Below are 26166 nucleotides of genomic sequence, written 5' to 3' on the forward strand. Positions count from 1 at the left end.
ATAATGCCGCCTTACTCAAAGAAGCGGGCATGGTCAGTCGGTATCCGAGTTGCCGATGTACCGGCTCCATCCGAGGGCAGCAATTTTCGCAGCTCGTACTCCGTGACCACATCAGTCGAAAGAGCGATCAAACCGGTGACGACTTGGTCTGCCATGCCGGCATCAAGTGCAGRCTCAACGTGCGTTATCCTTGCGGTGTTCATGACAGGGCACCCTCCTTCGCTGACTGCTGAAGGGTTCTGACGATCGCCCAAGCGGCGCGCGCGGCGCGCAGCACGTCGTCATCGGAAACCCCGAACTCCGKGGTGTGAACATGGGTTCTGTTTCCCAAAGCTTCATTGTGGCAGCCGAACCAGAAATAAACTGACGGCAGTTTCTCGGCGTAGAATCCGAAATCATCTGCCCCTGCGAGCGGTCTCGTGGGGACGAGCGAATTCGTTCCATATAGCACAGAGATCCCCTCCCTTGCCCGCAGGCTAATGTCCGGGTTATTGACGACTGCGGGCTCTCCGGGAACCAATTTGAGCTCGGCTTGGCCGCGGTGCATCGTGGCGATTTGCTCTGCGAGCTCCTGAAGGCGCACGCGAAGTCTGTGACGCGCTTCAGGCGATCGGCTGCGCAGCGTGCCATCGATGACGACGCGATCACAAACAATGTTCGTCGCCTCGCCACCGTGGAACCGGCCTATGGAGATCACTGGAGCCTCGTCCGCATGGCTCTCTCGCGATATCAACTTTTGCACTTCCGTGACGAACGTCGAGGCGATCGCAATCGCATCAACACCTAACTCCGGCCATGCTGCGTGGCTTTTCTTGCCTGTGAAAGTGACCTGGAATTCATCGGCAGACTTCGTCACCGGACCAGTCAGGACCGAAAATTTTCCGGACGGTATTTCCGGGTTCACATRCATGCCAACGGCGCAGTCGAATCCTTCCAGGAGACCCTGTTCAGCGACCGACCGTCCACCGAGAGGCTCTGCCTCCTCGGCAGGCTGGAAAACGACCCGCACCTTGCCTGCGAAGTGCTGGCGATGGGCAAGAGCCGCCAATACCACGCCTAGCGCGATCGATGCATGCGCGTCGTGACCGCACGCATGCATTTTTCCGGGAACACGCGAACGAAAGGGAAGATCCGGCCTTTCCTCTTCGATCGGCAGCGCGTCAATGTCCCCTCGAACCACGACGTTCAGCGGGATCCCGTTGCCCTCACCGACGATGTCGATGAAAAGACCCGTGTTGTGAAACACGTGGGGATCTCGGAGCCCTGCGTGGCCGAGGAACTCGGCGATTTTCGCCTGTGTCTTATGTTCTTCATTCGAAAGTTCCGGGTTTTCGTGCATGTAGTGTCGCAGAGCGAGAATTTGCTGCTCGCTCCCTTCGGGCAAATGGAACCCATGACTTCCAAGGTCTTTGTTTCTGGTTGCGCTCATCATTCAATCACAATCAATTGACGCGAGTTCGCCAAGCACTCTGGCCGTCGCGGATAAGGATGCTCTCGGTGATCTCGGTGGCCCAGTCACCAAACCAAAGGCCCGACATGAAATGGAAGGTCATGCCTAGCCGCGACTCGGTGCGGTCGCAGCTCGCTGAATTCTCGCCCCAATCCGGCGGATAGGCAAGGCCGATCGAGTAGCCGGTGCGGCTTGGCTTCCTCTGCCCATGGCGCTCGATAACGCCGTAATAGGATTGCGCGACGTCCTCGCAAACGTTCCCGGGCAGGGCCTTTTTCAGGCCGGCCCCCATTCCTTCGAGCACGACCTTTTCCGCATCAGCGAACTTTTGGTCCGGCTTGCCAAGATAAAAGGTGCGCGAGAGCGGGTAATGGTAAAGCTTGTGCACGCTAGCCAGTTCAAAGAAAATGCTTCCACCAGAACGAAGCTCACGATCGGACCATGTCAGACGGGGTGCGGAGGCATCGATCCCCGCTCCGATCATGGGAACGGCTGCGGAGTAGTCGCCCCAGATGCCGTCAACACCACGTGTGGCGGTGTCATAGATTTCTGCAACCACTTCTGACTGCTTCACTCCGGGTCGAAGCACTTCGATCACGCGCTGATGCATAGCTGTCGCGATCTTCTCCGCAGCCCGCATGTACTCGATCTCCGGGGCGATTTTGACGATCTTCTGCCATTTCACCAGACACGTTGTGTGAAGCGCTTTGGATAGAACAATTTCCGTCCAAGTCTGACGGGACGCGGAAAGCCATTCGCATACAGGATAAATACAGGACTCCAGAGGTGTATCCCTCTTATATCTACAATTTTACCGGTTCATCGGTTTGGATACCAGTTCAGCCGTGAGATGATCTGCCAAGAAGCTGGTTAGCGCCATTGCAAACGTCGTCGGTATAAGCAGGGTGAACTGGTCGATGCCTTGCCGGTCGATAAGTACGCTGACCTGGTGAATGGCGGTTTGCGCAAACTGCCCGACGAGAAAGGCTGCATCGCCGAAGTCGAGAGCGGCGACGCGACTGAGGAGCCCGCTGGCACCGGGTCCTTCGAGCGTCAGGCACACACGCGAATCAGAAAGATCGAGGATGGCCAGGTTGACTGCGGTTTCGACACGACGAAGAGGGGTTTCGGATCTGATCAGCACCCGGTCGGGCGCGGTGCRCCATAGGGTCGCCGGCCCGCGCCGGACCGAGGAACGGAAATCACTTGGCAAGGTCAGCCCTTGAGTTCGGAGCGCCTGATCCGCTGTTCTGTCGAAACCTTCCCAACCAGCAAGCTGGGTCAAATGACCCAGCTCCGTTTCCGTGATAGTGACGGCCAGACCGTCGGTCGTGGTGCCGCGGATCGGCGAAGGATGTTTCTTAGCCATTCTGGCGATGTCCTTCAGGATCAAAGAAATGGTGCGAGACGACTTTCGCGTGCAGTGTTTGATTTCCCACGAAATCGACCACCTGGATCGTCTCGCCGAAACGTTCTGGCCCGCGCGACAGCAGCGCCAGCGCGATGTTCTTCTTCAAGGCAGGGGAATAAGTCGTCGACGAGACCCAGCCCTCGCCATGGCCCTTGGCTGGAGCGTTCATTGCGAAGAGGAGCGACCCTGCCGTTGCGCCTTGATTGCCGATGATCTCCAGCCCAACCAGGGACGGACGCTTCGGGTCTTCGAGAACCGGGCGCTTGCGCAGCACAGAGCCGACAAACGGCTTCTTGCTGGATGCGAAACCCTCCAGGCCCAGATCCTTCATGGTCGTGCGGCCTTCAATTTCGGAGCCAGCGATGTGCCCCTTCTCAATGCGTAATGCACCCATGGCCTCAAGGCCGTACGGCTTCAGATTGTGGGGTGGCCCCGCAGCGATCAAAGCTTCCCAAACTTTGCGTCCGGATTTCGCAGGGATGTAGATTTCGTAGRCAAGCTCGCCTGAAAAGCTCATGCGATGCAGGCGACAAGGCACATCGCCAATTGTGACGTAGGTGAAATGGTTGTTGGGCAGCACCTCCCTGCTCAGGTCTGCACTTGTCACATCCGTCAAAACGCGCCGGGATTTGGGGCCGGCCACGGCAATCGCCGCCCACTGATCAGTGACTGACGTGACATGCACCTTGAGATCGCGCCAAGCGGTCTGGAGGAGGTATTCGGCCCGCGCAAGCACCTTGGCGGCATTGGCCGTCGTGGTCGACATGAAATAGTCGTACTCGCCTATCCGGGCGGTYGCGCCATCGTCAAAGACGAAGCYGTCCTCCCGCAGCATGATGCCATAGCGCAGCCGACCGACAGGAAGCGTCTTGAAGCCATTCACATAAACGCGGTTGAGGAATTCCGCGGCATCCGGGCCCTGGACCGCGATCTTGCCAAGTGTTGACACATCGACGATACCCACGTGTTCGCGAACGTGAATAGCTTCACGAACATAGGCCTCGGTGATGCTTTCACCATTTTCTGGATAGTACCAGGGTCGCAACCATAGCCCCGCATCCATCATTTCGGCGCCGTTTTCGGTGTGCCAATCGTGGATGGTGGAAAGCCGGGTTGGACGAAGATGAAGCCCGTGATCGTGGGCGACAATGGCGCCTATCGTAACGGGGGTATAGGGCGGACGGAAAGTGGTGGTGCCGACGTTGGGAATGGCCAAACCACGCAATTCGGCCATCCGAGCAAGGGCGTTCAGGTTCGAAGTCTTACCCTGGTCCGCTGCCATACCGGAAGTCGTATAGCGCTTGAGGTGTTCGATCGAGACGTAGCCCTCACGGTAGGCCTGATCAATATCCGCCAGCTTCACATCATGCTGAAAATCCACGAATGCCTTACCCGGGGTGCCGCCGTCGGCCTTGGTGACAACTGTCACCGGCAGGAGGTTACGGCCCCAGAAATCGGCGTGTCCAAATAGCGCGGGTTCCTTCCCGGTGCCTCCGCCAGCTTTGTGGCCCTGCTGAAGAGCATCTCTGAGYGATGCGGAGCCGACGAGCGAGYCGACGCATGTGAAGGCCCCTTTTTCCGCCAGTGGCAGAAAGGTGTCCAACCCCTCGCTGTATATCGGCTTTCCAAAGCGCTGGCTCCACAAATGCAGCGTCGGAGCCCAACCACCGGACATTGCGACAATATCGCAAGCAACCCGCACACTTCCGCCCGTCGCTTTACCTTGCGAACTGACTGGTACGAGGTATGCAGCCTTCACTCCTTTGCAACCTGTCACCTTCAGGACTGCATGGGCTGGCCGCAAGTCAATGCCTGCACTCTTGGCATTTGCGCCAAGTTGTGCCGGGATTTCCTTCCGGATGTCGCAGATAGTAACCTTGGCACCCGATTTTGCGAGTTCGACGGCTGCGGTGTAGGCGCTGTCGTTGTTCGTTGCCACGACAATCCGTTCGCCAGCAAGGACAGCATACCGGTTTAGATAACTACGAACGGCTGACGTGAGCATAACACCTGGCATGTCATTGCCAGCGAATACCATGGGACGTTCGATAGCTCCGGTCGCCAGAACGGCCCGGCTCGTTCGCACCACCCAATAGCGTTGTCTAGGCTTTCCCCGCTCAGGCGCTAGCACGTGGTCCTGAACCCTCTCCACCAGGCCGAACACCTCACAATCATATGCACCAAAAGCCGTGGTGCGGGTTAGAACGCGAATGTTGGGCAGATCGTCAAGCTCCGCCCGCGCTTGAGCAAGYCAGCCGTCGGAGGGCGAACCCACCGGTTCACTGAGGAGCGATCCGCCGAGGTCACGGTCCTGTTCTACCAATATGACATTGTCGCCCTTGCGACCGGCCGCGAGAGCCGCAGCAATCCCGGCCGGGCCTGCTCCAACGATCAGGACATCACAGAATGCGTTGATCTTCTCATACTGGTCGGGATCAGCGAGCGTCGTCGCCCGGCCCATGCCGGCCGCCTGGCGAATGAAGCCCTCGCAGAACATCCAGAACTTTGTTCCGCTGAAGGGGCCGAWAAAAGTCTTGTAGTAAAAGCCCGCTCCGAAGAAGCGGGACAGCAGCCCGTTTATAGCTCMAAAATCGAATTGCAGACTTGGCCAGGCGTTCTGTGGAGTCGATCTTAGACCGTCGAAGGCTTCCACCATTGTTGCCTGGGCATTGGGCTCATGCCRCTCCCCGTCGCGCAGGTGGACAAGGGCGTTGGTCTCTTCCACACCGGCCGCGACAAGGCCGCGCGGYCGATGATATTTGAAACTGCGCCCGAGGATCTTCTGACCACCCGCCAACAAAGCCGAAGCCAGTGTGTCACCGGGATGAGCGAGAAAAGAACGGCCATCGAATTGGACGGTGATCTGACGCGAGCGGTCTATACGCCCGCCGCCCAGCAGCCTGCGCGCCGTCATGCTGCTACCTCGCGGACCAGGGACGAACCAAAGATCTCGTGCGTGAGCGTGTCGCGTTCGACGAGGATCCATTGCCGGCACCCGCTGACATGGTGCCAATATTCCTTGTGCCGACCTTGCGGATTGTCGCGAATGAATACGTAGTCGTGCCAGACCCCAGGATCGGTTTCCTCCATATCTGGACGGCGCAGGGTCRCATCGGCGCCGTAGGTGAATTCGGTTTCATCTCGCAACCCGCAAACAGGGCAAGGGATTCTCAACATAATCGAACCTCAATGAGCCTTCGGGTCTGGCCCAGCACCCGACTCGTCGATTTGGTAGCCACGCTCGAAACGCTGCAGAGTGAATTCAGCATTGTCGGGATGGGGCTCGCCCTTCGCGAGCGTCCAGGCGAAGCAGTAACCGGAGGCGGGTATGGCCTTGAAGCCGCCATAGCACCAGCCGCCATTCAACCAGAGCCCCTCGATTGGCATCTTGCCGATGATCGGCGAGCCATCCATCGTCATATCCATCGCTCCAGCCCATTGGCGCAGCAGACGCAAGCGAGAGATCGATGGCATAAGGGCTTTAGCGCTTTGAAGCGTGTGTTCGACGGTAGGCAGACCGCCACGCTGAGCATAGGAGTTGAAGCCGTCGAGATCGCCGCCGAGCACCAAGCCCCCCTTGTCAGATTGACTGATATAGAAATGCGCGCCCCCATAGATAATCACATGATYGACCAGTGGCTTCAGTGGCTCGGTGACATACGCCTGAAGAACATGCGTTTCGATGGGCAGACGAAGCCCGGCCTTCGCCGCCAAATGGCTGGTGTGACCGGCAACTGCCAGCGCCACTTTGTTTGCCCGGATCGGACCACGCGTTGTCTCGACGCCGACTATTTTGTCCTTGTCCCAGATATAGCCCATCACCTCGCACTGCTGGATGATATCGACACCTTGCTTGTCGGCCGCACGTGCGAACCCCCACGCGACCGCGTCGTGACGCGCTGTGCCAGCTCGGGGTTGCGAGAATGAGCCGTAAATCGGAAACCGCGCGGTGGCTGAGTAGTCGAGCATGGGTAGCCGCCTCATTGTTTCAGCGCGGTCCAAGAATTCAGCGTCAATACCATTGGCGCGCATGACATTGGCGCGGCGCCGCAGAACCTCCCCCTGTCCCGGCGAATGGAAGACGAAATAGTATCCCCGCCGCGACATCATGACATTGTAGTTCAACTCTTGGCTGAGATTCCCCCATAGCTGCATAGACCGCTCATAGAAGATAGTGTTGCCAGGCATCATATAGTTGGAACGGACAATGGTGGTGTTGCGGCCCGTGTTGCCGCCGCCGAGCCACCCTTTTTCGAGGACGGCCACGTTGCGTATCCCATGCTCCTTGGCCAGATAGTAGGCTGTCGCCAAGCCATGGCCACCGCCGCCAACAATGACCACGTCGTAACTTGGTTTCGGCGCAGGGTCCCGCCACGCCCGTGGCCAGTGCTTGTTGCCGGTCAAGCCATGGCGCAAGATTGAAAGGACCGAATACTGACTCATGCGACTCCTCAGTTGTTAGCACTTCGGAGCCCTCCTCGAGGGCTTGGAGATCGAGAACGTGCAGGGCGCGTTCACACACCGATATCGTTGGTGYGCATGGCGGACATCTGTGATTTGGYAGCACCCGAATTGAGTTTCCGGCCGCTTCCCGCCTAGGCCAGGATTCTCCTCGGCGTCGCAGTAAGCAAAAATGGAGCGCAGCCCCTCCAGATCTCTTTTTGCTTCATTGACGATCAAGACGTCGGTGCGCCAGTCACAACAAAGCTTACCCCTCGCGCGTCCCGCACCACTCCGCCGCGAACAACGCAATCGTCTTGGTGACACGACGGATAGAGGAGAGGCTCACTCGCTCGTTAATACCATGAATATTCTCCGCAATGGGCCCATAAACAAGGGACGGAATTTTACCGTGAACTGCGAAAACAGCAGCATCTAGGTAACACGCCATCGCGATGGACTTTAAGTTTGCGTTCTCATTATTCAAAGCGTGAGCGGTGCGGAGGCAGGCCTCCGCACTTGTTCCTTCCGGCAGCTCGTAGCCGCCGTGCATGCAGCCGATCCACTCCAGAGTGACGAGCCCCTCACCTGACAACACAGGATCGGCGGCACGAATTTCGTCAAGGAAGTTTTCAAATTGATCGGCGCGATGCCTGGGATCGTCACCAGGATAGAAGCCAATCCTTCCTTCGACGGAGCAATCGCTAGGAATGGAAGCGATCCAGTCTCCGCCGGTTATCGTTCCGAACGTCAAAGCGACCGGATTTGGAAGATCCTTGAACCACTCCTTCGTGCGCCCTTCCTCGATCCATCGGCGCTCCAACTCCCGCAAATGCCCGACTAGCCGGATGATCAACTCGATGGCGCTCTGGCCTGCCTGCGGTTCGCGAGGATGAGCCGGACGACCCCTTGTCGACAGGCGAAACTTGATCACACCAGCATTTGCCCGTACGAGCTGCTCGTCAGTTGGTTCCGGACTGAGTATCGCGTCAGCGACGTAACCATTGACGAAGGCGGTGGCGGCGCCGTTTCCGGTGATCTCTTCTTCAACAACCGACTGGATTTGCACGTCACTRCAGAGTTGCAACCCAGCGTCGGAAATAGCGTCGAGGGCAAAAATGGAAGCAACGAGGCCCGCCTTCATATCGCCGGCGCCTCGACCGTACAACCAGTCTCCCTCGCGCACTGGCGTGAACGGCGGGCAACTCCAGCGGTGTGGGCTTGCCGCCGGGACGACGTCTACATGCGAGTTAAAAGCCAGCGACCGGCCGGCCCTATCGTCTGCGTACCGGCATCCCACCACGTTCCAACTCGCGCTATAATCGACAGTAGCGGGCGAGAACGCGGGGTGGCTTCCAACTCTTTCCGCGTCGGTCCGGAAGCGGCTCACGGCGTAGCCCCGCTTTTTCRGCGCGGTCTCGATGAAGTCCTGCGCTTCAGTCTCCTGAGTGCGTAACGAGCGAAAGCGGATAAGCTCTTCAAGAAAATGGATCTGGTTTTCGAAGTTTCGGTCAACTGCGGCGAAAATGCGATCATGCACAGAGGTCATTGCATTGAATCCAGTCAATCGTTCATCACTTTTGCGGCGATCAGCTTGTTATGATCCGCTTGGCACCACGACGCAGTCCTGTGGAAAGAAAGTTATTGAGACTTCCTGGCCAGCCCGCTCAAAGCTCTGCCCGATGTACTTCTCAGTGACAGTAAGCAGCTGACCGCCCGGGATTTCGACCAGCAAATGAAGATCGGCCCCAAGGTGCGCTACATCACGGATCGTGCCGCGCATCTGGTTCATCGGAGCGTCGCCAGACGATTGAATATCAGCACCAATTCGAATGCGTTCGGGCCGTACGCAGACATCAAACGCACCCAGGTTCGGGCTGCTCTCAGGCATCCGAACGAACATTCGAATGCCGCCGGCAGCCTTCAGTTCAGCCACTCCGTTCGTGCTGTTGCGGAGTTCCCCCGTGAACCAATTGGAGCGGCCAATGAACTCGGCGACGAAACGCGTCTTTGGATCGGCATAGATTTCTGTCGGCGCCCCTTGCTGCATGATCTTTCCCGCGCTCATAACAATGACGCTATCGCCTAGACTCATGGCCTCCTCCTGGTCATGAGTGACGACGATGGTGGTAGCGTTCACCGCGGAGAGAATCGCTTTCAACTCAAACCGCAATTCGTGACGGAGTTTCGCGTCGAGGRCCGACAGAGGTTCGTCGAGCAGAACCACCTCAGGGTTTGTAGCCAATGCGCGGGCAAGCGCCACGCGTTGTTGCTGACCGCCACTTAATTGGTTGGGCCGCCGGTCGTCAAAACCCTTCAACTTGACCAAGGCCAACATCTCGGCGACTCGAACAGGTATCTTTCCCTTATCAAAATTCCGCCGCCTCAGCCCGTACGAGACGKTTTCGGCAACCGTCATATGCGGAAATAAGGCGTAGTCCTGGAAGAGGAGGCCAACATTGCGTTCGTAAGGCCTGCGGCCTTTCATATCGACACCGGAGAACAGTACAGCGCCCTCGTTTGCGTCCTCAAACCCGGAAATCAACYGCAAAGTCGTTGTCTTGCCGCATCCGCTGGGACCGAGCAGCGATAGAATCTGCCCCTTCTCGACGGTGAACGAGACGTCTTCGACAGCAACGAAGGCTCCGTAGCGCTTGGTGKCATGTGAAAGTTCAAGGACACGCATTACAAAGATTGACTCCCTATGACCTGAAAACACCCTTACCGATCAAACGGTCGAGGCCGATCGTCCAATCCAGGATGAGGATGAGGGTGAAGGTAAATATCATCAGCACGACCGCAGCCGCAGCAATCGTCAGATCAAAGTTCGTCCGCATCATGCTCACCATCGCGACCGGCAATGTGTACGAGTCTGGCGAAGTAAGAAATAAACTGACGGCTACGTCGTCCATGGAGAAGGCGAAGGCAAAGACYGCGCCCGCAACAATGCCGGTTCGCGCGAGCGGAAAGGTAACATCCCAGAACGCCTGGCGTTCGTTGGCGCCAAGGCTCATGGCGGCCTCGGTCAGGGTCTTCCGGATTCCCACTAAACCTGCGAGCGTCGTGCGGACTGTATACGGGAACGTGATTATGATGTGCCCGCCGACCAAACGCGTAAAGCCGTCAGAGATGCCGATCATAGCGAAAAACAGCAGGAGCGCGAAGCCGATCACCACGGCAGGTACAACGAGCGGCGAGATAAAGAGCGATTCGAGCGCTTGTTTCCCCGGACCACTGTAGCGATCAAGGGCCAGAGCAGCGCTGACGCCGGCGGTTGTCGAGACCACCGTTGYGATCACTGCCAGAAGAAGGCTGGTCGAGAGGCCGCGCAGGTAGTAAGCGTCCGAGAAGAAACTCACATACCAACGAACAGAAAATTGCGAGGGGGGGAATCCACCCATATATTCGCGCCCATCGAACGACATTCCAATCATTACGACGATTGGTACAACGAGAAATACCAGCAAAACCGCAACGTTGATGACGCTTAGCCAATCTGCGGCGTTATCGATGTAGCGCTTCACGATGATCGCCMCCGATCTTGATTGGAAAAGCCCTTCGCCACCAGCCACGTGATCCCGTAGATCRCAATCAATGCGATGATAAGCATCGTGATCGCGACGGCGGATCCGCTTGGGTAATCCGCAATCTCGCTAAAACGGGCGTATATTAGATTGGAAACGAACAGCACTTTGCCTTTCCCGAGAACCATCGGGATAACAAATGCGCTGAGGCATAGCGTGAAGCAGATGAGGAATGCCGATAGCAATCCTGGCACACAGAGCGGCAAGGTGATCGAAAGATGYGATCGTAACCGGGACGCGCCGAGTACCTGCGACGCCTCAATCAGCCGCGGGTTGAGATTCTGGATAGTTCCCAGCAATGTAATGACCGAAATCGGTATCAGGTAGTGAAGAAGACCAAAAACGACAATCAATTCGGTATAGAAGCGACTGTTTGGTGATACATTAAGTACGCCTGCTAGGAAGTGAGCATACCCGGTTGAACCGAATGTCAGCTRCAGGGCATAGACGCGCACTAACGTACTCAAAAACATCATCCCAACGAAGAAGCCGATGGCAAGTTTCCGCAACCAGGGCGAACGTTGCCTTGCCACTGAGTAAGCGATCGGGAAGGATACCACTATGGCGATAAGTGAAGATAGGACGCCGAACCTGAATGTCTCTGCAAAATACCTAAGATAGGCTGGCTCCAAGATTTCAGCGTAGTTAAGCAGAGTGTAGGGGGCATCTTTGGCGGAACCGATCCGGCCAGGCTCGAAGAACCGGAAGCTCTCGTCGACAACGTTGGCGAGCGGCAAGGCGAGAAAGGCCAGAAAAAGTGCGAATCCGGGCAACAGCAGCAGCACGGTTCGTTTTGTCGTCGACATTGGCGGTTCCAGAAGGAAAAACACAACAAGCACGCCGGGCRCAATCTACGCCCGGCCCAGCTCGATAGCTCAACATATTCTCGGTGCGATGTTACAGAAGCGGAACAATCTCCTGCTCCCAGCGCTTGTTCCAGCTATCAAGTTCCTTGCCGAGGTGGTCGAAGTCTGGGACAACGACGAATTCCTCGACCTCCTCAGGAGAGAAACGAAGGTGATCTAGGGATTTGGTCTCGGCCTTCTTGTTGACAGGCACTTCGCCGACTTCCTTGGAATAGCGCTCGCTCGCATCCTTACTGATCATGTAATTCGCCAAGTCAAACGCCAGCTTTTTGTTCTTCGAACTCTTTAGGACTACCCAACCAGACACGTACATGAAGGTTTTTAGGTCCTTGTTCGTCTTGGTCAACGGGAATGCTTTCACCCCCTTGATCGCTGAGTATAGCCCTTGGTCGGCGAAAGTCACCGTCGTTTCACCGGTATCGAGCGAGGTGATGATGTCCGCAGTGGTCGCCGACACACGACCGATATTGCCGGACTTCGCGAGTTCCTTGAGGAACTCCCATCCGGGCTCCAGATTGAACTGGTCGCCACCTCTGGCCATCGCCAGGAACACGACCTGCATGTTCGTGAATAGCGAGGGATTAGGCCAGAGAATCTGCCCTTTCAACTCCGGCTTCAACAAATCCTGGATGGACTTGATTTCAATGGGGCATTTTTCCGTGGAGAGGAAAAACCCACCACTCGATCCGCGAGGAATAGCTTTCCAGTTACCGTTTGCGTCCTTGGGGATCAGCTTTTCGGGAACGTCCGCCAGGTTGGGGCAGTCTTTGAGGGTGACCGTCTCCAACCAGTCTTCACGGATCATCGAAAGGAAAACAGGGCTCCAGTTGTCGACTAGATCATAAGGCGGATTAGGCCATGCTGCCTTGATCTTTGGCAGGATGGTAGCGCCTCCGCCAGCATGCAGCGTCCAGTCGACGGAAGCCTTACCCCATTCTGCCGCAATCGCCTTCGAGTGGCTGATAACCGGCGGTCCCCACTCGACAACGGAAAGCGTGTCGGCGGCACGCGCCTTTCCAACAAACGGTGCTGGCAGTTGTGTGACTGCTAGCGCCGCGCCGCCAGCGACGCCGGTCTTGATAAAGTCCCGTCTTGAGAATTTCGACATTTGATTCCTCCCTATCTGGCGATCCAACAGTCCGCCCTTGCGGTTCCCCAGGCTGCCTGCGTATTTTTGTTTTTGAACTAGCGCAGCGCAATCTATATACAGCTATAATGCAGCTTGGAGGGATGTGTCAAGGCAGATTGCGGTGCGGGGTTGCGTGCACGCGGACGATACCAGAGAAAGACGGAGTTAATGGAAGCGATGAATAAACCTGATAAACCAAGTGCCGATCAACGCCTGCGATATATGTATGAGAGCATTCGGCAGCGAATCGGCATGCTGCACTATCCGCCCGGTATGATGATCAATGAGATGCAACTGGCGAACGAGTTCGGTGTCAGTCGGACGCCACTGCGGCGGGTTCTCCAGCAGCTCAGTTATGAAGGGCTTGTTGAGATCCGGAACGGGGTCGGCACGCGCGTCACCGACATCGACATGAAGACATTCAAAGACATTTATGATCTGCGGATCCTTCTTGCAGAGACCATGGGATCGTTATCCCCTAACTGGGTCACGGACAGGCATCGCAAGAAGCTTGATGAAATGATTGAGAGAGCCAGGGACCTGCGCGAAAAGAAGAACATCGATGGCTATGCGAACCTCTCCAACGACTTGGAAGCATTGATCTGCGATCTGATCGGGAGCAAGCCGGCGCGCGAGATGACGGACCTGCTCTACTATCAAGTCGCCCGGATCTGGTGCAGTTTCTTGCCGAATCTCGATTGGGACGGCGTGATAGGGGAAACCTTGGAAGAACTGAAAGGCTTATCAGACGCGCTTGCCTCAAGTGACGTCGGCACGTTTGGCAAAGTGAGGGCGACGTACCTGCGCTTGATGCTGAAGAAGGTTAGCCGCTATATCTCAAGCGACTAACTCCGGGCTGGGCCGAGCGATCCCGCGGCCGAGCAGGGCAACAGTGGCATAGCGAAACAGCTGCCTCGCGAGTGGCTGGAACGCCTGGTCAGAGGTTTTGCGRCAGATCGCTCCGTTAGCGCAACCAGCAGCGGGAGCGGCGAGGTCAAACGATCACTCGGCAGTCCATCCGCCGTCGATCGAAAGAGCGCCGGCGTCTGAACAAAGGAACAGTGTGGCTGCCGCCACCTGATCTACGGTGATAAACTGCTTCGTCGGTTGCTTTCTGAGCATCACCTCGCGGATCACAGCCTCGCGATCCATGTTGTGACCTTTCATTTGATCTGGGATCTGAGCCTCGATCAAGGAAGTCAACACATAAGCCGGGCAAATGGCATTGCAAGTAATACCTGCTGTCGCAATTTCGAGAGCCACTGTCTTCGTCATCCCCAAAACGCCATGCTTCGCCGCGACATACGCCGACTTAAACGGCGAGGCGACTAAGYCGTGTGCGGACGCGATGTTCACAATACGGCCCCAGCCGTGCTTTCTCATCAGCGGGATTGCCGCCGAGGTGGTGTGGAACGCTGCGCTCAGGTTGGTCGCGATGACCGCATCCCACATCTCAGGCGGGAAACTCTTCAACCGGCGCGACGTGTTGGATGCCAGCATTGTTCACGAGTACATCCACCGACCCAAATCTCTCTGCTGCCGTCGCCACACCTCCGCAGCATGCTCCTTCGCGATGCTCTCAGCGATCGCGTGATCGTGCGGGGCGTCGCAAAAAGAGTTCACAACCACTCTCCATCGTTCTGCGGCGAACGCTTTGGCGATTGCAAGGCCGATCCCTGAGTTCGATCCGGTGACAACAGCGGTCTTCTTGCGTGACATAATGGCTTCCTATCTGAAAGAGCTACTAGAGGTTAGCTGTATCAGGGTGGGCGCCGAATGCGTTCGGCGGCGCCGGGATTGCGCAGACAGCCGCATGTGAGAAAACCGTGACAAGGAAACGGTACCCACTCTACGGGCTTCAAACCGCCTCCTTTACCGCCCRCAGGAACTGCTGCGTACGCTCCCGCTTCGGATTGCCGAATAGCTCTTCGGGCGTGCCCTGCTCCTCGATCCGCCCACCATAGAAGAAGCATACGCGGTCGGAGATGYCCTTGGCAAAACCCATCTGATGGGTGACTATGAGCATTGTGAGATTGTGCTCTGCCACGAGCTTACGGATCACGTTCGTGACCTCGCCGATCACCTCCGGGTCGAGAGCTGAGGTTACCTCGTCGAACAGCATCACCTTCGGCCGCATGGCGAGCGCGCGCGCGATTGCCACGCGCTGCTGCTGACCACCAGAGAGGCAGGAAGGATGCTGGTGGCGCTTGTCGACCATGCCCACCATCGCTAGCAGTTGCTCCGAGCGCTCACGCRCCTCCTTTTTGGACAAGCCGAGTACGTTCACCGGACCTTCCATGCAGTTTTCCAGAGCAGTCATGTGCGGAAAGAGATTGAAATGCTGAAAGCACATCCCGATGTTCGAGCGCATCTTGYGCAGGTGGCGGCTGTTAGCGGCGACAAGTCCGATGCCTTTGGGCATGTGGGTCAGCGGCCGRCCGTCGATGTAGATGACCCCTCCATCGATAGTCTCCAGCGTCATCAGCATTCTCAGGACGGTCGTTTTTCCTGAGCCGGACGGCCCAATGATCGTGACCATTTCGCCTTCGGCGACATCGAGGTCCAAGGAATCCAGGACCGTCAGACTACCGTAGGATTTGGAAACCTGCCGAAAACTCACCATCGGCACGTGGTCGCCTTGGAGCGCGAGCGGAAAGGTCAACAGATCTTCGGTGGTCATCAGCTCATCCCCAGCTTTCTGCGCATCCAGCTCTCGAACACGCGAAAGCCGCCGGCAGCGGGCAGTGAAATGCCCAAAAAGATGATCCCGACCAGCGTGTATGGTTCGAGGAACCGATAAGTCTCAGCGCCGACGGAGTTCGCTGCGTGCATAAGTTCGGCCACTCCGATTACCGACAGGATTGGCGTGTCCTTGAAGATACCGACCAAATAGTTTCCCATGCCGGCAAAGGAGGGAGGCAGTGCTTGCGGAACTATGACTCGAAAATAGGTTCGCGAGGTCGACAGGTTGAGCGAGATTGCCGCCTCCCACTGGCCTTTTGGCACGCTGTCTAGCCCGCCGCGATAGACCTCTGAAAGGTAAGATGCGTAATGCAGRCCAATGGCAATCATGCCGGCCATCCAAGGTGAAAGCCTCACCCCGAATTGTGGCGCCACATAGAAGACGAAGAAGACCTGCAGTACGAGTGGCGTCGAGCGGATAAACTCCACAATTTCTCGCACGATCATCGTCAACGCCCGGTAAGGGGTTCGCTGTGCCAGCGCTAACACAAGACCGAGGACGATGGCGATGGCATAGCCCAGCCCGGCCGCAATGAGGGTCTTACCGGTGGCCAGCAGCAAGCGGGGCAGAATTTCCCAGGTAAAATCCCATCGCCAGTTCAACAGTGTCACGCCCTGCCCATCTTACGCTTCATGTAACCTTCCAACCATCGCATGGAGGGAGTGATGACGAAGCGAGCGACAATATAGTAGACGATGAGCGCGGTACCGAAACTCTGCGCTGACAGGTAGGTCGTAGCGTTGATTTGCTTGGCCTGAAACGTCAAATCGGCGACGGCGATGAGCGCGACCAAGGCAGTGCCTTTTAGGAGCTCGATCAGCAGATTGCCCCAAGGCGGCAGCATTATTAGTAAGGCTTGCGGCAGAATAACGCGTAGCATGCGCTTGCCCGAAGACATGTTGAGCGCAAGCGCAGCTTCCCATTGGCCACGCGGTACAGAAAGGATCGCGCCGCGCACCACCTCTGACCCATAGGCGCCGAGATTCATGCCGACGGCGATGAATCCGGCGGTAAATTTTTCGAGCGTAATACCGAAGAGCGGCAGCACAAAGAAGATCCAATAGAGCTGGACAAGCAGCGAGGTGCCGCGGAATATTTCTATGTAGAGGGTGGCGATTCCGCGGACCAGCGGATTTGGTGACATTCGCATCAGCCCGGCCGCGACCGCGATCGCGATCGCCAAGATCRCAGCCAGGATGGTCAGCATCATGGAAACCAAGGTGCCGCTAAGAATCCTGTCCCCATATTTCGCGATGAATTCGAAATAGGACATGCCGTGGTCTTTGCCCAGTTTGGAGAAAATACGAACCTGCAGATATAGGGCCAGCGAAGCTCGGCCCGCCACCCTATGATCTATCGGTTCGCGCAGATCCATTCGGTCTTTGCATCGCCGGGCAGCCAGTCCTTGTTGTAGCCGTATTTTGCGACCGCGGTCAGCATCTCCTCCGAGCCCACATATTCCTTCAGTGCCTTATTGAACTCGTCTACGAAATCCTGATCCGCCTTAGTGAAGGCGAGGGCGCCCCAATTGAACGTGTTTTTCGGCATCGCCGCGGAATTGGTTGCCTCAAGCTTGCCGCCGCTGCTATCGGCCAGTTTTTTCACCATAACCGGAGTACCTGCCCCGACATCTGCACGCTCGGCCTGCATGGCAGCAAGAATTTCGGTGGGTCCTGGCACCTCCATGATTTTCGTCGCGTCCACGCCTGAAGCCTTTGCGTTCGCAATGTTGGCATAGCCAGCTCCAGTGACCATGATGGCGCCGGCGTCACGAATGTTTTCATAATTGAGGAGCCGTTTCGGGTTACCCACGGGAACGAGGAAAGCGTCTCCCATCCGATAGATCGGCTCGGAGAACGCGACGTTCGAGCAGCGCGACGCCAGGATGAACATGCCCCCGGTAATGATGTCGAAGCGCCCCGCATTCAAACCGGGTATGAGGCCGCCCCACTCTGTCTCGACCGGCTCGATCTTTGCATAGCCCATCTTTTTGAGGACAGCGAGCGTGATGTCGTTAACCCAGCCCGTAGGCTTTCCGTCCTCCGCCGTATACGCCGATGGCACTTCATTGGAGTACCCGATACGAATAGGCTGGCCCGAAGCGATGCGGTCTTTCAGTGGACCGGCTGCTGATGACGAGTTAGCCATCCCGAAAAGCGCAATGCCCGCCACAAAACCCGTTATTATCATCTTCATTTGAATCCTCCCCTGTGCACGGAACCCCTCGCGGAGCACGCTAGCTGCACCAACACATGACAATGTAACCAGGCATGTTTCCTAAATGGCAACACTGCTTAACCTGCATCAAAATCAGAAGCGACTGATCCATATCCACTACCCATCCCGTGGCCATCCGCCACGAGATGAGACAATGTATCCTCCGGCTTGCACCAGCCGAGACTGCTCCAATCCGAGCATTCGAAAATATCCTGGTGCGGGCGCCCTTCCCTGAGGCCAAAAGACGCAAGCCTCCCCCGCAAATGTCTACCGGTCTCGCCCATTTGGGTAGGCTTTGCACCCGCAGTGAACAATCATCTATTTCCCGGCAGACATGTCGATTGCTACCGGAAGCATCAAGATGGCCAAGGATGACTTCGGCTCTGTAGACGCGCTCGTCAACAGCGGTTCGTCTCTGGTTTCCTATGGCAGTTCTTGCGGGGCCATCGATCCACCGTATGTTTACCGATTGACGAACATGTCTCGCGAGAGGCTACTGAACGATCTCCCGCCGTCCTTGCCCACATGGACTGTCTCGCTGAAGATATAGCCATCCGTTTTCTCCCAAATCCCAATCAGCATATGGAAGGTCATATTCTMCTGGATTTCGGTCTCATCGCCTTCAAGAAAGCTCGGTCCGCCGTCCACCCAGTCGAGCCCTATTGAGTAACCCATCCGGGACTCTTTACGGACACCATAGGGTCCGAAGGCGCGTCGAAAAGCTTGCTCTACATCTGTGCTTCTTACACCCGGCCGCAATGTTTCAAATGCAGCGTGCCATCCGTCAAAACACGCTTGATGGACGTGGCGCGATCGAGCTGTAGGCTCACCTAGAAAGATGCTGCGAGACACARCAGCGACGTACCGATGACGGAAGGCGCCCATCTCGAAATTGGTTTGGGTGTTCATCTTATAGGCGCCATCGCCCCATTTGCTGTGGCACATATTTGCYGGCCAGCCGATGGCCATGTTCGGCATTGAGATGGGACCATGGCCGCCTGGTATCTCAGGCGTTCCGCTTGTAAGCGCATGCTGAACTGCTGCCGCGACATCACATTCGCGGACTCCTACCGCGATGTGTTTCTTAGCCTCCAGCATCGCCCGGTCAGCGATTTTGMCAGCCTGCTCCATATATTTTATTTCAGCTGGCGATTTGATCGCCTTCAAGCTCGAGACCAATCCGTCCRCATCGATGAACTCATCCACGCCCAAGGTCTTGCTTAGAACAGCATATTCTTTCACGCCCAGCGTTCGGGTCATCACCCCCGAAATCTCAAGCCCGATGCGGTTGGATTTGACACGTTCTCGGACATACTCCCCAATAGGCTGCCATGCGGACAGTGTCTTCGATCCGATGAACTTTTCCGCATAGCTGAGAATTCGCGATTCTGGCAGGTATGTCTCGACAGAGGCACCGTGAATATCCAACTCCCGCATTATGAGCCAGGGATCCTCATCATCCTGCAGAACCAGAGCGGCCTGYGGCACATAGGCTGAATAGCCCGCATAACCGGTCAGGTAGTTTAAGTTGGCTTCTTCAAGGACAAGTAGCGCATCCATTCCACGCGCTGCCATTTTGCGTCGAAGGCCGGCGACCCGAGCGCGATATTCTTCCGTTGTGAATGCAGGCATCACAATGTCCCACTGTTATTCGCAGTTTTGAGAATGCGCTGGTCGGACCCTGAACGTCATGTGCCAGCGCGATAGCCGCTTTCCTACGTCGTACCGTACACAGCAACCGGATCCCCGAGGCGGTCTTCCAAGACCTCCTGGCCGAGGCCCGGCTTGTCCGACGCCGTTACGGTCGCTCCGCGTTCGATCAAAATAGGCGCATCGGTTAGTGGTTCGAAATTCACGCTCAATGGATCGAACACCGAGTGTCGAAGCTCCTGAGGCACTGACTGTGCAAAATGGAAGATCGCAGCTTGGACAATACCACCTCCACCGACATCCTGGAGGCTCATGGGCAGTCGTGCGGTAACGCACATATCACGGGCGCGACGCGCCTTCGTCAGGCCCCCGACGCGAGAAATCTTTATGTTCAGCAGATCGGCGGCGTCGTCRCAGATGATCCTCATCACCATTTCGGGTGAATCAACAATCTCGTCGAGAATTATCGGATGGTCCGTCCGCTGCCTGACCGCGAGGCATTCTTCATACGTCGCGCACGRCTGCTCGATGTAGACATCAAGATCTCGGATCTGGCGAAGCACACGAAGTGCTTGATCACGCGTCCAACCGCGATTGCAATCCGCATAATACTCTTCGCCCGGCTTGGCCAGTGTGAGGATGCCACGCAGTCTGGCGACGTCCTCGGCTACGTCGCCACCCAGTTTCACGGAAAGCCGCCGATAACCCTGCGCCCGAAGCTCTTCTGTCAGAGCCAACATTTCTTCCTGTGACCCGAAATACGGACAGGCCATCAGGTCAAGGCCTCCATCGAACCTTCCGCCCAAGAGCTCGCAAAGTGGCATTCCTGTGGCCCTACCGAGAATGTCCCAGCAAGCCATATCGAGTGGCGACTTGGCATATGGGTGGCCATAGAGAGTGTTATCCATTAGATGATTGATGCGATCGAGCTGAAGGGGGGTCTCGCCAATCAAATGCGGAGCAAGCACACCGATCGCAGCAACCGCACCCTTACCAAACGCGGGCAAGTAATTTGCCCCGACCGTCTGGACTTCACCCCACCCCACGAGGCCTGCATCGGTCTCGATTTTAACCATCGTGTTGTCAAAGGACGTCCAAGTCCTGCCTCGCGATAGGCTGTAGCCCTGAGGAAACGGCGCTACGACTTCGTAGACCGATATGCGATTGATTTTCATTAGGCGCCTATTCCTCTCCACTTGGCCTGGCAGACGCCTTCTGACGCAGATCGCGAGAAACAAGGCGCCGACGGCTCCGCTTAAGACAGTAAGGAGCACGTGACCTGTATACAGGTATGATGCAGCTTCCGAAATATGATGTCAAGAAAAGTTTCCGAGTCGTATGGCGAACCCGGGGGATGGACCACGGCCTTGGAAATGAAAGCTCTGCGCTCCCGAGACAAGGCAGAGCTAAGCGTTTGAGCGCACAGACGCATCCAGAATGTCCAGACCCCGTTGAAGCGCCTGTTTATCGATGGTTAACGGGGGGAGCAGTTTGATAACCTCGTCCTCTGCGCCGCATCGTTCTACCACAAGGCCACCTTCAAAGGCGCTGCGGGCGATCTTCTCGGCAAGTTTCCCGGCGTGGCAATCAAGCCCTAACATCATGCCCCGTCCACGCACGGAAAAGTTGTGATCTTCGGTGCTTTGAGCCAAATCCCGCAGGCGGTCGCTCAGGATGCGCGCTCTTTCCGTTACATCGTTGGACAGCTTTTCATTTATCCAATGCTTTTGAAGGGCGGCGGTTGCCATTACCAGCGCAAGGTTGTTGCCTCTGAAAGTTCCATTGTGTTCGCCCGGCCGCCAAGCATCTAGTTCAGGCTTGAGGAGCAAAAGAGAGAGCGGCAACCCGCAGCCGCTAAGCGACTTGGACAACAAAACCATGTCTGGCCTCAATTCAGCAAACTCGAAGCTGAAGAACCCGCCTGTTCGTCCGCAACCTGCCTGAATGTCGTCAATAATCAGAAGGATGTCGTATTTTCTGCAAAGTTGCTCGATCGACTCAAGCCAACCTCTACTAGCAGGACGTATGCCGCCCTCACCTTGGACTGTCTCCAAAATAACGGCTGCGGGCAGATCGACGCCACTGCTTGCATCAGCGAGCACTCTATCTAGATAGYCMGATGTGTCGWTATCGGTTCCCCAATAGCCGTCATAAGGCATGAATACTACGCCAGCTGGAGGAAGGCCGCTTACATCTCTGTAATACCGGTTACCCGTTACCGAAAGGGCGCCCAAACTTACCCCATGAAAGCCGTTGGTAAAGGAAATTATACTGTTCCGTCCAGTGACCTTGCGTGCGAGCTTCAAAGCGGCTTCTACGGCGTTGGCGCCAGTAGGTCCTGGAAATTGAAATCTATAGGCCAGACCACGGGGGCGCAATATAATGTCGTCAAAACACTCCATAAACTCTCTTTTGGCTGAGGTAGCCATGTCCAAGCCGTGAACGATTCCTCCGGATTTCAGGTATTTAATGGCATCATTTAGGAAGTCGGGATCGTTGTGGCCGTAGTTAAGAGTTCCCGCTCCCGAGAGAAAGTCGACAAATTCCCGACCCTCCTCGTCCTCCAGAATAGCCCCGGCAGCTTTCCTGAACACTACAGGAAATGATCGCGAATACGATCGGACGTTCGACTCGAGATTTTCAAAAACGACTAGGGAGTTGGGGTGATTCTGTATCAACATTATCTTTATCCATTGCCCGTAACGACGCGCATCTTCGCCGCGTCGCAGAAGGCCTTTAACATATTAATCTCTCGCATTCCCGTTATTTTTATTTGCATTATGCTTACGCGAGAATTACAAATGTTCAACATCTGAAAACTCCATGTAACGTTTTCACTTAATAGATCTGTCCAATACGCGGATCAACGCCCTCGTTCCAAAAAGCGCGCGCTCACCGGCCGACAAGCCCGTGAGCCCCACTGGCGGGATTRCACCGCTATCTCTGCGATTGGACGCCCCATCAGCAAATTGAGAACATCATAAAGTCGACCGCCTATTGTCGWCTTTGTCGAGGTCGCGACACAGTAGCGCCCGACCATCCTTATGATATAGTTAGCTTAAGCCATTGAATAACATGGATGACCCGCCGCAAAAAATCGCTCTGTGGTATTGGCACAGCTTTTGAAGGACGAGTATTGACATAGGCAGGTCCTTCTAGAGCAGCATCTCGAGCGCCACAATTTTTTGAGGGTTTATATCCATGCTCCGCACACTTCCAGACGAACCCGACCCCACCAAAGTCAATCGGTATGAGATCGTTGGCGCCGATGTCTCAGAGGCAACGATGTTTCGTGGCGACGTGTTGGTATCGTCGTTATCTGAAACACCGCGCTTCATAAGTTCCATGTACTACTATGATGATATCGGATTTGCGCTCTACGACCGCCTCTGTCGGGAGGACTCATATTATTTGTCTCGTGATGAGCGGAGCATACTTCATACGCATGCAAGGACAATCGCGGATATCACAGGCCATGTTGCTCTTGTCGAGTTAGGATCTGGAAATGCGGAGAAGACCACCCTACTGATGGACGCTTACGCGGAGGCCTTCGGTCCAATTTCTTACGCTGCCATCGACATCAATCGCTCTATGTTGGAGAGGGCATTTGAAAACATTTTATCAGCGACAACGGATGTGCACTTCACAGGGATCCTCGGAACCTACAAGACCGGCCTGGAACAAGCTGCCGCCCTCACCGGTCCAAAACTTTTGATCTCTCTCGGGGCCTCGATCGGAAATTTGTATGATGATGAATTGCATGACCTCCTCKGGTCGGTCCAGGCCTGTTTACAGGACGGCGACTATTTCTTATTCGGTATAGATTTAGAGAAGGAATCCGGTACCTTGGAGGCAGCCTATAACAATCAGAGCGCAGTTTTAGCAAACCTGTGTGTTCTTCGGCACCTAAATTGGCGATTTGGTGGAGACTTCGATCTATTGAAGTTTCGACATATCGCATTTCATAATAAGCGCCTGCATCGCATGGAGGGCCATCTAGAGGCGATGCAGGACCAGTTTATCAATCTTGAAAAACTGAAATTTTCCTTTCATCTAAAGGAAGGCGAGCTGATTCGGACGGAAATCATGCGAAAAGTGCATCTTCCGCACTTTCATGGAATGTTCGCTAAGTATGGATTGGCACCGGTGCAGCACTGGACCGGGGAAAACCAGAGATACGCAGTGTCGCTTTTACAACGTTTCGACAAAGTGGCCACTTCCGACTCGCAGGCACCCGATACTATCTCGCATGGCGGATCTTGATGCAACAATCTAAGGTTAAGACGGCGTCTACTAGCAGGTGGTTTCCAATGGTAGGCGGCTGCAGGTTGAAGTTTCCCGCTAGCGATCGCGATGCTCATCCTACCGTTGGTTGTTGGGGTCAACGGTTCACCTTCATGGGTCCATTCGTCCCGTCACTCGGCTCGGCAGATCAAAACGAGATGGGTTTCCAGCAGCCCTCTCCTTGAACCAATCAGGCCCGTTCGTTCGATAGTATGGCCAGGGAGAATAGCGATGACTATATGTCAGACCGAACGTTTGATCCTCACTTCTGCGCGACCCGAACATGAAGCGGAATTGATCAAGCTGCACAACGATCCGCTGGTTCAGAAGTTAAACTACAGAAATGTGCCGCAGACGGCCGAAGCGGTGCACAAGTGGCTCGGCTGGTTATTGGCGCAGTGGCGCAAGAACGGATTTGGCTACTGGATGGTCTATGAAAAGCTCGATGGTGATCCGGTTTTTATCGGGCGCTGTGGCCTCTGCGACTACCAGGACACTGGTGATCTCGAATTTGCCTGGGTATTTTTTCAAGATAAGGTGGGACGGGGTCTGGGACCGGAGGCTGCGCACTTCACAATTGCGCATGCATTGCATAACTCGACGAAAGAAAAGATCATTGGGTTTATTGAGCAAGGCAACGCCCGAGCCGAGAGCGCGGCCAAGAAGATAGGGTTGCGTTATAGAGGAGACCGATTGTATGAAGGAAAGCTATGCCGATACTATGAAATGACCCGGGACCAATATTTATCCCGACCTCGCATCGAGCAGGATCGATGCGAGTGAACTGGATTTGCGGCTTACGTGGGGACGATCGCGCTGGTGTTTGGTCATTCCGACGGGGTGACGTCGCTCAAGGTCTACTGCACCCGACCGGACGGCCAGTGGCGGCACTGCGCCCGCGGCCCGGCATAGAACCGGATCAAGATGCACAAGAGCCAGCTTGCCTCCGACCGCACCTCCTGCCGCTCGCCGAGCGCTAATCAGGTTCGCCTCGTCCTGCACACCRCCGCATTCTGGCTGATGCTCGCCCTGCGCGACGCGGTGCCGAAGTCCCATCAGCTCTCCAATGCCGTGTTCGCCTTTGCGGCTCAGCCTCGCCCGCGTCACCGAAACTGTCTCGCGCATCCGTCTGGCCCTGGCCRCCGCTTGTCCCGAGGCCGATTTGTTCCGCCGTCTCGCCGGCGCCCTCGAGCCGGCCGCACCGTGAGCGCCGGGCGCCAACGCCCCGCGGAACCCGACAAACTCAGCAGGCCCGTTCTCTTCAGGTCAAGGCTGTGGCGCAGTTCATCGCTGGAAGAGATGAAAACCAGCCGGACACCATCCTTGAAGTTAAATGAAACTTCATGYGCATGCCTAGGGCGCTGCCCCCCCGCCGGCCTTCCCCACTTGGCCATCGTCATTGTTGGCGTTATCCAACGCGCCCTTCCGGCTCGGCCGCCCTGCGTTGAATTCTATTCCAGCTCGTGCGTGAGCTCGACCTGAGGCTGGTCAAGGCGGTGGACACGCATCTCCATGCCGACCACATCACCGGCCTTGGYGTGCAGCGCGACAAAACGCGATGCATCGGTGATGGGCGAGCAGACCAAGGCCGACGTGGTATCGATGCGGCTTGCCGACGGCGACCAGGCTGACCATCGAGGGGCTGGTGCTCGACGTCGTCTACACGCCCGGCCACACCGATGATTCCTACAGTTTCGTCCTACCCGACCGGGTGTTCACCGGCGACACACTGCTGATCCGCGGCACCGGCCGCACCGACTTCCCGAATGGCGATGCGCGCCACCAGTACGAGTCGATCTTCAGCCGCCTGCTCAAGCTGCCGGACCCCACGCTGGTCTACCCGGCGCATGACTACAAGGGCGATACCGTCTCGACCATAGGCGAGGAGAAGGCCTTCAACCCGCGCCTGCAGGTGAAGTCAGTCGACGAATATGTCGAGATCATGAATAATTTGAAGCTCGCCAATCCGAAGATGATGGATGTCGCCGTGGCGGCCAACATGAAGGTCGGGCTTCACCAGGACGAGATCGCGCGGCGCGGCTKGGCGACCAATGCCAACGAAGCCTTGTTATTGGCAGGCAAGCCGGATGTCGCGCTGATCGACCTGCGCGAGCGCTGCGAGCGCGAACGCCAGGGCATTATTCCGGGGTCGCTGCATGTGCCTTACCCGAGGCTGCAAGAAAACATCGCTCCCGGCGGCGTGTTGCACGAGCTCGTCCGTTCGACCGGCAAGCGGCTTGTGCTTTACTGCGCCTTCGGCGAGCGTTCTGCCATGGCGGTGCAGGCCACCCAGGATCAGGGCCTCGCATCAGCCTGCCATATCGAGGGTGGAATCGACGCCTGGARGAGGGCGAATGGACCATTGGTAAGGTAGGTCGCCCTCTCCCACGAT

Annotated in this window: 23 protein-coding genes and 3 pseudogenes; 5 read left to right on the plus strand and 21 right to left on the minus strand. The window is 56.4% G+C overall.

The window, feature by feature from the left end:
• Nucleotides 1–199: 199 nt before the first annotated feature.
• The 11 genes from LCM4576_RS11825 to LCM4576_RS11875 form a co-directional block, all read right to left on the minus strand.
• Nucleotides 200–1429 carry a M20 family metallopeptidase gene (locus LCM4576_RS11825; RefSeq protein ID WP_071032331.1) on the minus strand — a complete coding sequence of 410 codons (1230 nt, stop codon included), beginning with the start codon at nt 1427–1429 and terminating at the stop codon, nt 200–202.
• 13 nt (nt 1430–1442) lie between these two features.
• Entirely contained in the window at nt 1443–2135 is a 693-nt protein-coding gene (locus LCM4576_RS11830; protein WP_050070891.1) for a M24 family metallopeptidase, read from the minus strand.
• Between the two features lie 126 nt (nt 2136–2261).
• The gene (locus LCM4576_RS11835; RefSeq protein ID WP_071032268.1) at nt 2262–2819 is read right to left on the minus strand and encodes a sarcosine oxidase subunit gamma; all 558 of its coding nucleotides are present in this window, start codon (nt 2817–2819) and stop codon (nt 2262–2264) included.
• Nucleotides 2812–5775 carry a sarcosine oxidase subunit alpha family protein gene (locus LCM4576_RS11840; RefSeq protein WP_071032269.1) on the minus strand — a complete coding sequence of 988 codons (2964 nt, stop codon included), beginning with the start codon at nt 5773–5775 and terminating at the stop codon, nt 2812–2814. Before LCM4576_RS11840 ends, LCM4576_RS11835 begins: the two co-directional genes overlap by 8 nt.
• Nucleotides 5772–6038 (minus strand): sarcosine oxidase subunit delta, encoded by a 267-nt coding sequence (locus tag LCM4576_RS11845; protein WP_071032270.1) that lies wholly within the window; start codon nt 6036–6038, stop codon nt 5772–5774. The genes LCM4576_RS11840 and LCM4576_RS11845 overlap by 4 nt, the downstream gene beginning before the upstream one ends.
• 9 nt (nt 6039–6047) lie before the next feature.
• Entirely contained in the window at nt 6048–7304 is a 1257-nt protein-coding gene (locus LCM4576_RS11850) for a sarcosine oxidase subunit beta family protein (protein ID WP_071032271.1), read from the minus strand.
• A 265-nt stretch (nt 7305–7569) separates the two neighbouring features.
• Nucleotides 7570–8850 (minus strand): ArgE/DapE family deacylase, encoded by a 1281-nt coding sequence (locus LCM4576_RS11855; protein WP_071032272.1) that lies wholly within the window; start codon nt 8848–8850, stop codon nt 7570–7572.
• 48 nt (nt 8851–8898) lie between these two features.
• Nucleotides 8899–9987 (minus strand): ABC transporter ATP-binding protein, encoded by a 1089-nt coding sequence (locus tag LCM4576_RS11860; RefSeq protein ID WP_071032273.1) that lies wholly within the window; start codon nt 9985–9987, stop codon nt 8899–8901.
• A gap of 16 nt (nt 9988–10003) precedes the next feature.
• Nucleotides 10004–10825, minus strand: coding sequence for an ABC transporter permease (locus LCM4576_RS11865; RefSeq protein ID WP_116397924.1), 822 nt, complete (start codon nt 10823–10825; stop codon nt 10004–10006).
• Nucleotides 10822–11691, minus strand: a complete 870-nt coding sequence (locus LCM4576_RS11870; protein ID WP_131803240.1) for an ABC transporter permease — start codon at nt 11689–11691, stop codon at nt 10822–10824. Before LCM4576_RS11870 ends, LCM4576_RS11865 begins: the two co-directional genes overlap by 4 nt.
• 91 nt (nt 11692–11782) lie before the next feature.
• Nucleotides 11783–12859 carry a substrate-binding domain-containing protein gene (locus tag LCM4576_RS11875; RefSeq protein WP_050070893.1) on the minus strand — a complete coding sequence of 359 codons (1077 nt, stop codon included), beginning with the start codon at nt 12857–12859 and terminating at the stop codon, nt 11783–11785.
• Between the two features lie 189 nt (nt 12860–13048).
• Between LCM4576_RS11875 and LCM4576_RS11880 the strand changes: the two genes are divergently transcribed.
• Complete coding sequence (locus LCM4576_RS11880; RefSeq protein ID WP_128371623.1) at nt 13049–13729, plus strand: GntR family transcriptional regulator; 681 nt, start codon at nt 13049–13051, stop codon at nt 13727–13729.
• A 153-nt stretch (nt 13730–13882) separates the two neighbouring features.
• Here the strand turns inward: LCM4576_RS11880 and LCM4576_RS11885 are convergent, their stop codons facing one another.
• From LCM4576_RS11885 to ectB, 10 genes and pseudogenes are all read right to left on the minus strand, one after another.
• Entirely contained in the window at nt 13883–14377 is a 495-nt protein-coding gene (locus LCM4576_RS11885) for an SDR family oxidoreductase (protein ID WP_407067375.1), read from the minus strand.
• On the minus strand, nt 14334–14429 hold the full coding sequence (locus tag LCM4576_RS37710) for an SDR family NAD(P)-dependent oxidoreductase (protein ID WP_407067370.1): 96 nt from the start codon (nt 14427–14429) through the stop codon (nt 14334–14336). The genes LCM4576_RS11885 and LCM4576_RS37710 overlap by 44 nt, the downstream gene beginning before the upstream one ends.
• A gap of 65 nt (nt 14430–14494) precedes the next feature.
• Nucleotides 14495–14599, minus strand: a pseudogene (locus LCM4576_RS37715) (SDR family NAD(P)-dependent oxidoreductase); the annotation flags it as partial.
• A 139-nt stretch (nt 14600–14738) separates the two neighbouring features.
• Nucleotides 14739–15560: an ectoine/hydroxyectoine ABC transporter ATP-binding protein EhuA gene (gene ehuA, locus LCM4576_RS11890; RefSeq protein ID WP_071032276.1), complete on the minus strand. Its 822-nt coding sequence runs from the start codon at nt 15558–15560 to the stop codon at nt 14739–14741.
• The gene (gene ehuD / locus LCM4576_RS11895) at nt 15560–16234 is read right to left on the minus strand and encodes an ectoine/hydroxyectoine ABC transporter permease subunit EhuD (protein ID WP_407067371.1); all 675 of its coding nucleotides are present in this window, start codon (nt 16232–16234) and stop codon (nt 15560–15562) included. Before ehuD ends, ehuA begins: the two co-directional genes overlap by 1 nt.
• Nucleotides 16231–16896: an ectoine/hydroxyectoine ABC transporter permease subunit EhuC gene (gene ehuC / locus LCM4576_RS11900; RefSeq protein ID WP_071032277.1), complete on the minus strand. Its 666-nt coding sequence runs from the start codon at nt 16894–16896 to the stop codon at nt 16231–16233. The genes ehuD and ehuC overlap by 4 nt, the downstream gene beginning before the upstream one ends.
• A gap of 80 nt (nt 16897–16976) precedes the next feature.
• A complete protein-coding gene (ehuB, locus tag LCM4576_RS11905; protein WP_042646627.1) occupies nt 16977–17819 on the minus strand; it encodes an ectoine/hydroxyectoine ABC transporter substrate-binding protein EhuB in 843 nt (280 codons plus the stop codon).
• Between the two features lie 483 nt (nt 17820–18302).
• Entirely contained in the window at nt 18303–19472 is a 1170-nt protein-coding gene (locus tag LCM4576_RS11910; RefSeq protein WP_083361375.1) for a Xaa-Pro peptidase family protein, read from the minus strand.
• 83 nt (nt 19473–19555) lie between these two features.
• Complete coding sequence (locus LCM4576_RS11915; RefSeq protein WP_071032333.1) at nt 19556–20665, minus strand: mandelate racemase/muconate lactonizing enzyme family protein; 1110 nt, start codon at nt 20663–20665, stop codon at nt 19556–19558.
• A gap of 231 nt (nt 20666–20896) precedes the next feature.
• Nucleotides 20897–22171 carry a diaminobutyrate--2-oxoglutarate transaminase gene (ectB, locus tag LCM4576_RS11920; protein ID WP_071032279.1) on the minus strand — a complete coding sequence of 425 codons (1275 nt, stop codon included), beginning with the start codon at nt 22169–22171 and terminating at the stop codon, nt 20897–20899.
• Between the two features lie 520 nt (nt 22172–22691).
• Here ectB and LCM4576_RS11925 point away from each other — a divergent pair.
• The 4 genes and pseudogenes from LCM4576_RS11925 to LCM4576_RS11935 all read left to right on the plus strand — a co-directional run.
• Nucleotides 22692–23753: an L-histidine N(alpha)-methyltransferase gene (locus LCM4576_RS11925; RefSeq protein ID WP_071032280.1), complete on the plus strand. Its 1062-nt coding sequence runs from the start codon at nt 22692–22694 to the stop codon at nt 23751–23753.
• Nucleotides 23754–24005: 252 nt separating this feature from the next.
• A complete protein-coding gene (locus LCM4576_RS11930; RefSeq protein ID WP_042646633.1) occupies nt 24006–24557 on the plus strand; it encodes a GNAT family N-acetyltransferase in 552 nt (183 codons plus the stop codon).
• 105 nt (nt 24558–24662) lie between these two features.
• Nucleotides 24663–24981: pseudogene (locus LCM4576_RS34655) on the plus strand (transposase); the annotation flags it as partial.
• A gap of 250 nt (nt 24982–25231) precedes the next feature.
• Nucleotides 25232–26148, plus strand: a pseudogene (locus LCM4576_RS11935) (rhodanese-like domain-containing protein); the annotation flags it as partial.
• Nucleotides 26149–26166: the final 18 nt, after the last annotated feature.

It is taken from the genome of Mesorhizobium sp. LCM 4576 (assembly GCF_001854815.1).
GTDB classification, from domain to species: Bacteria; Pseudomonadota; Alphaproteobacteria; order Rhizobiales; family Rhizobiaceae; genus Mesorhizobium; species Mesorhizobium plurifarium.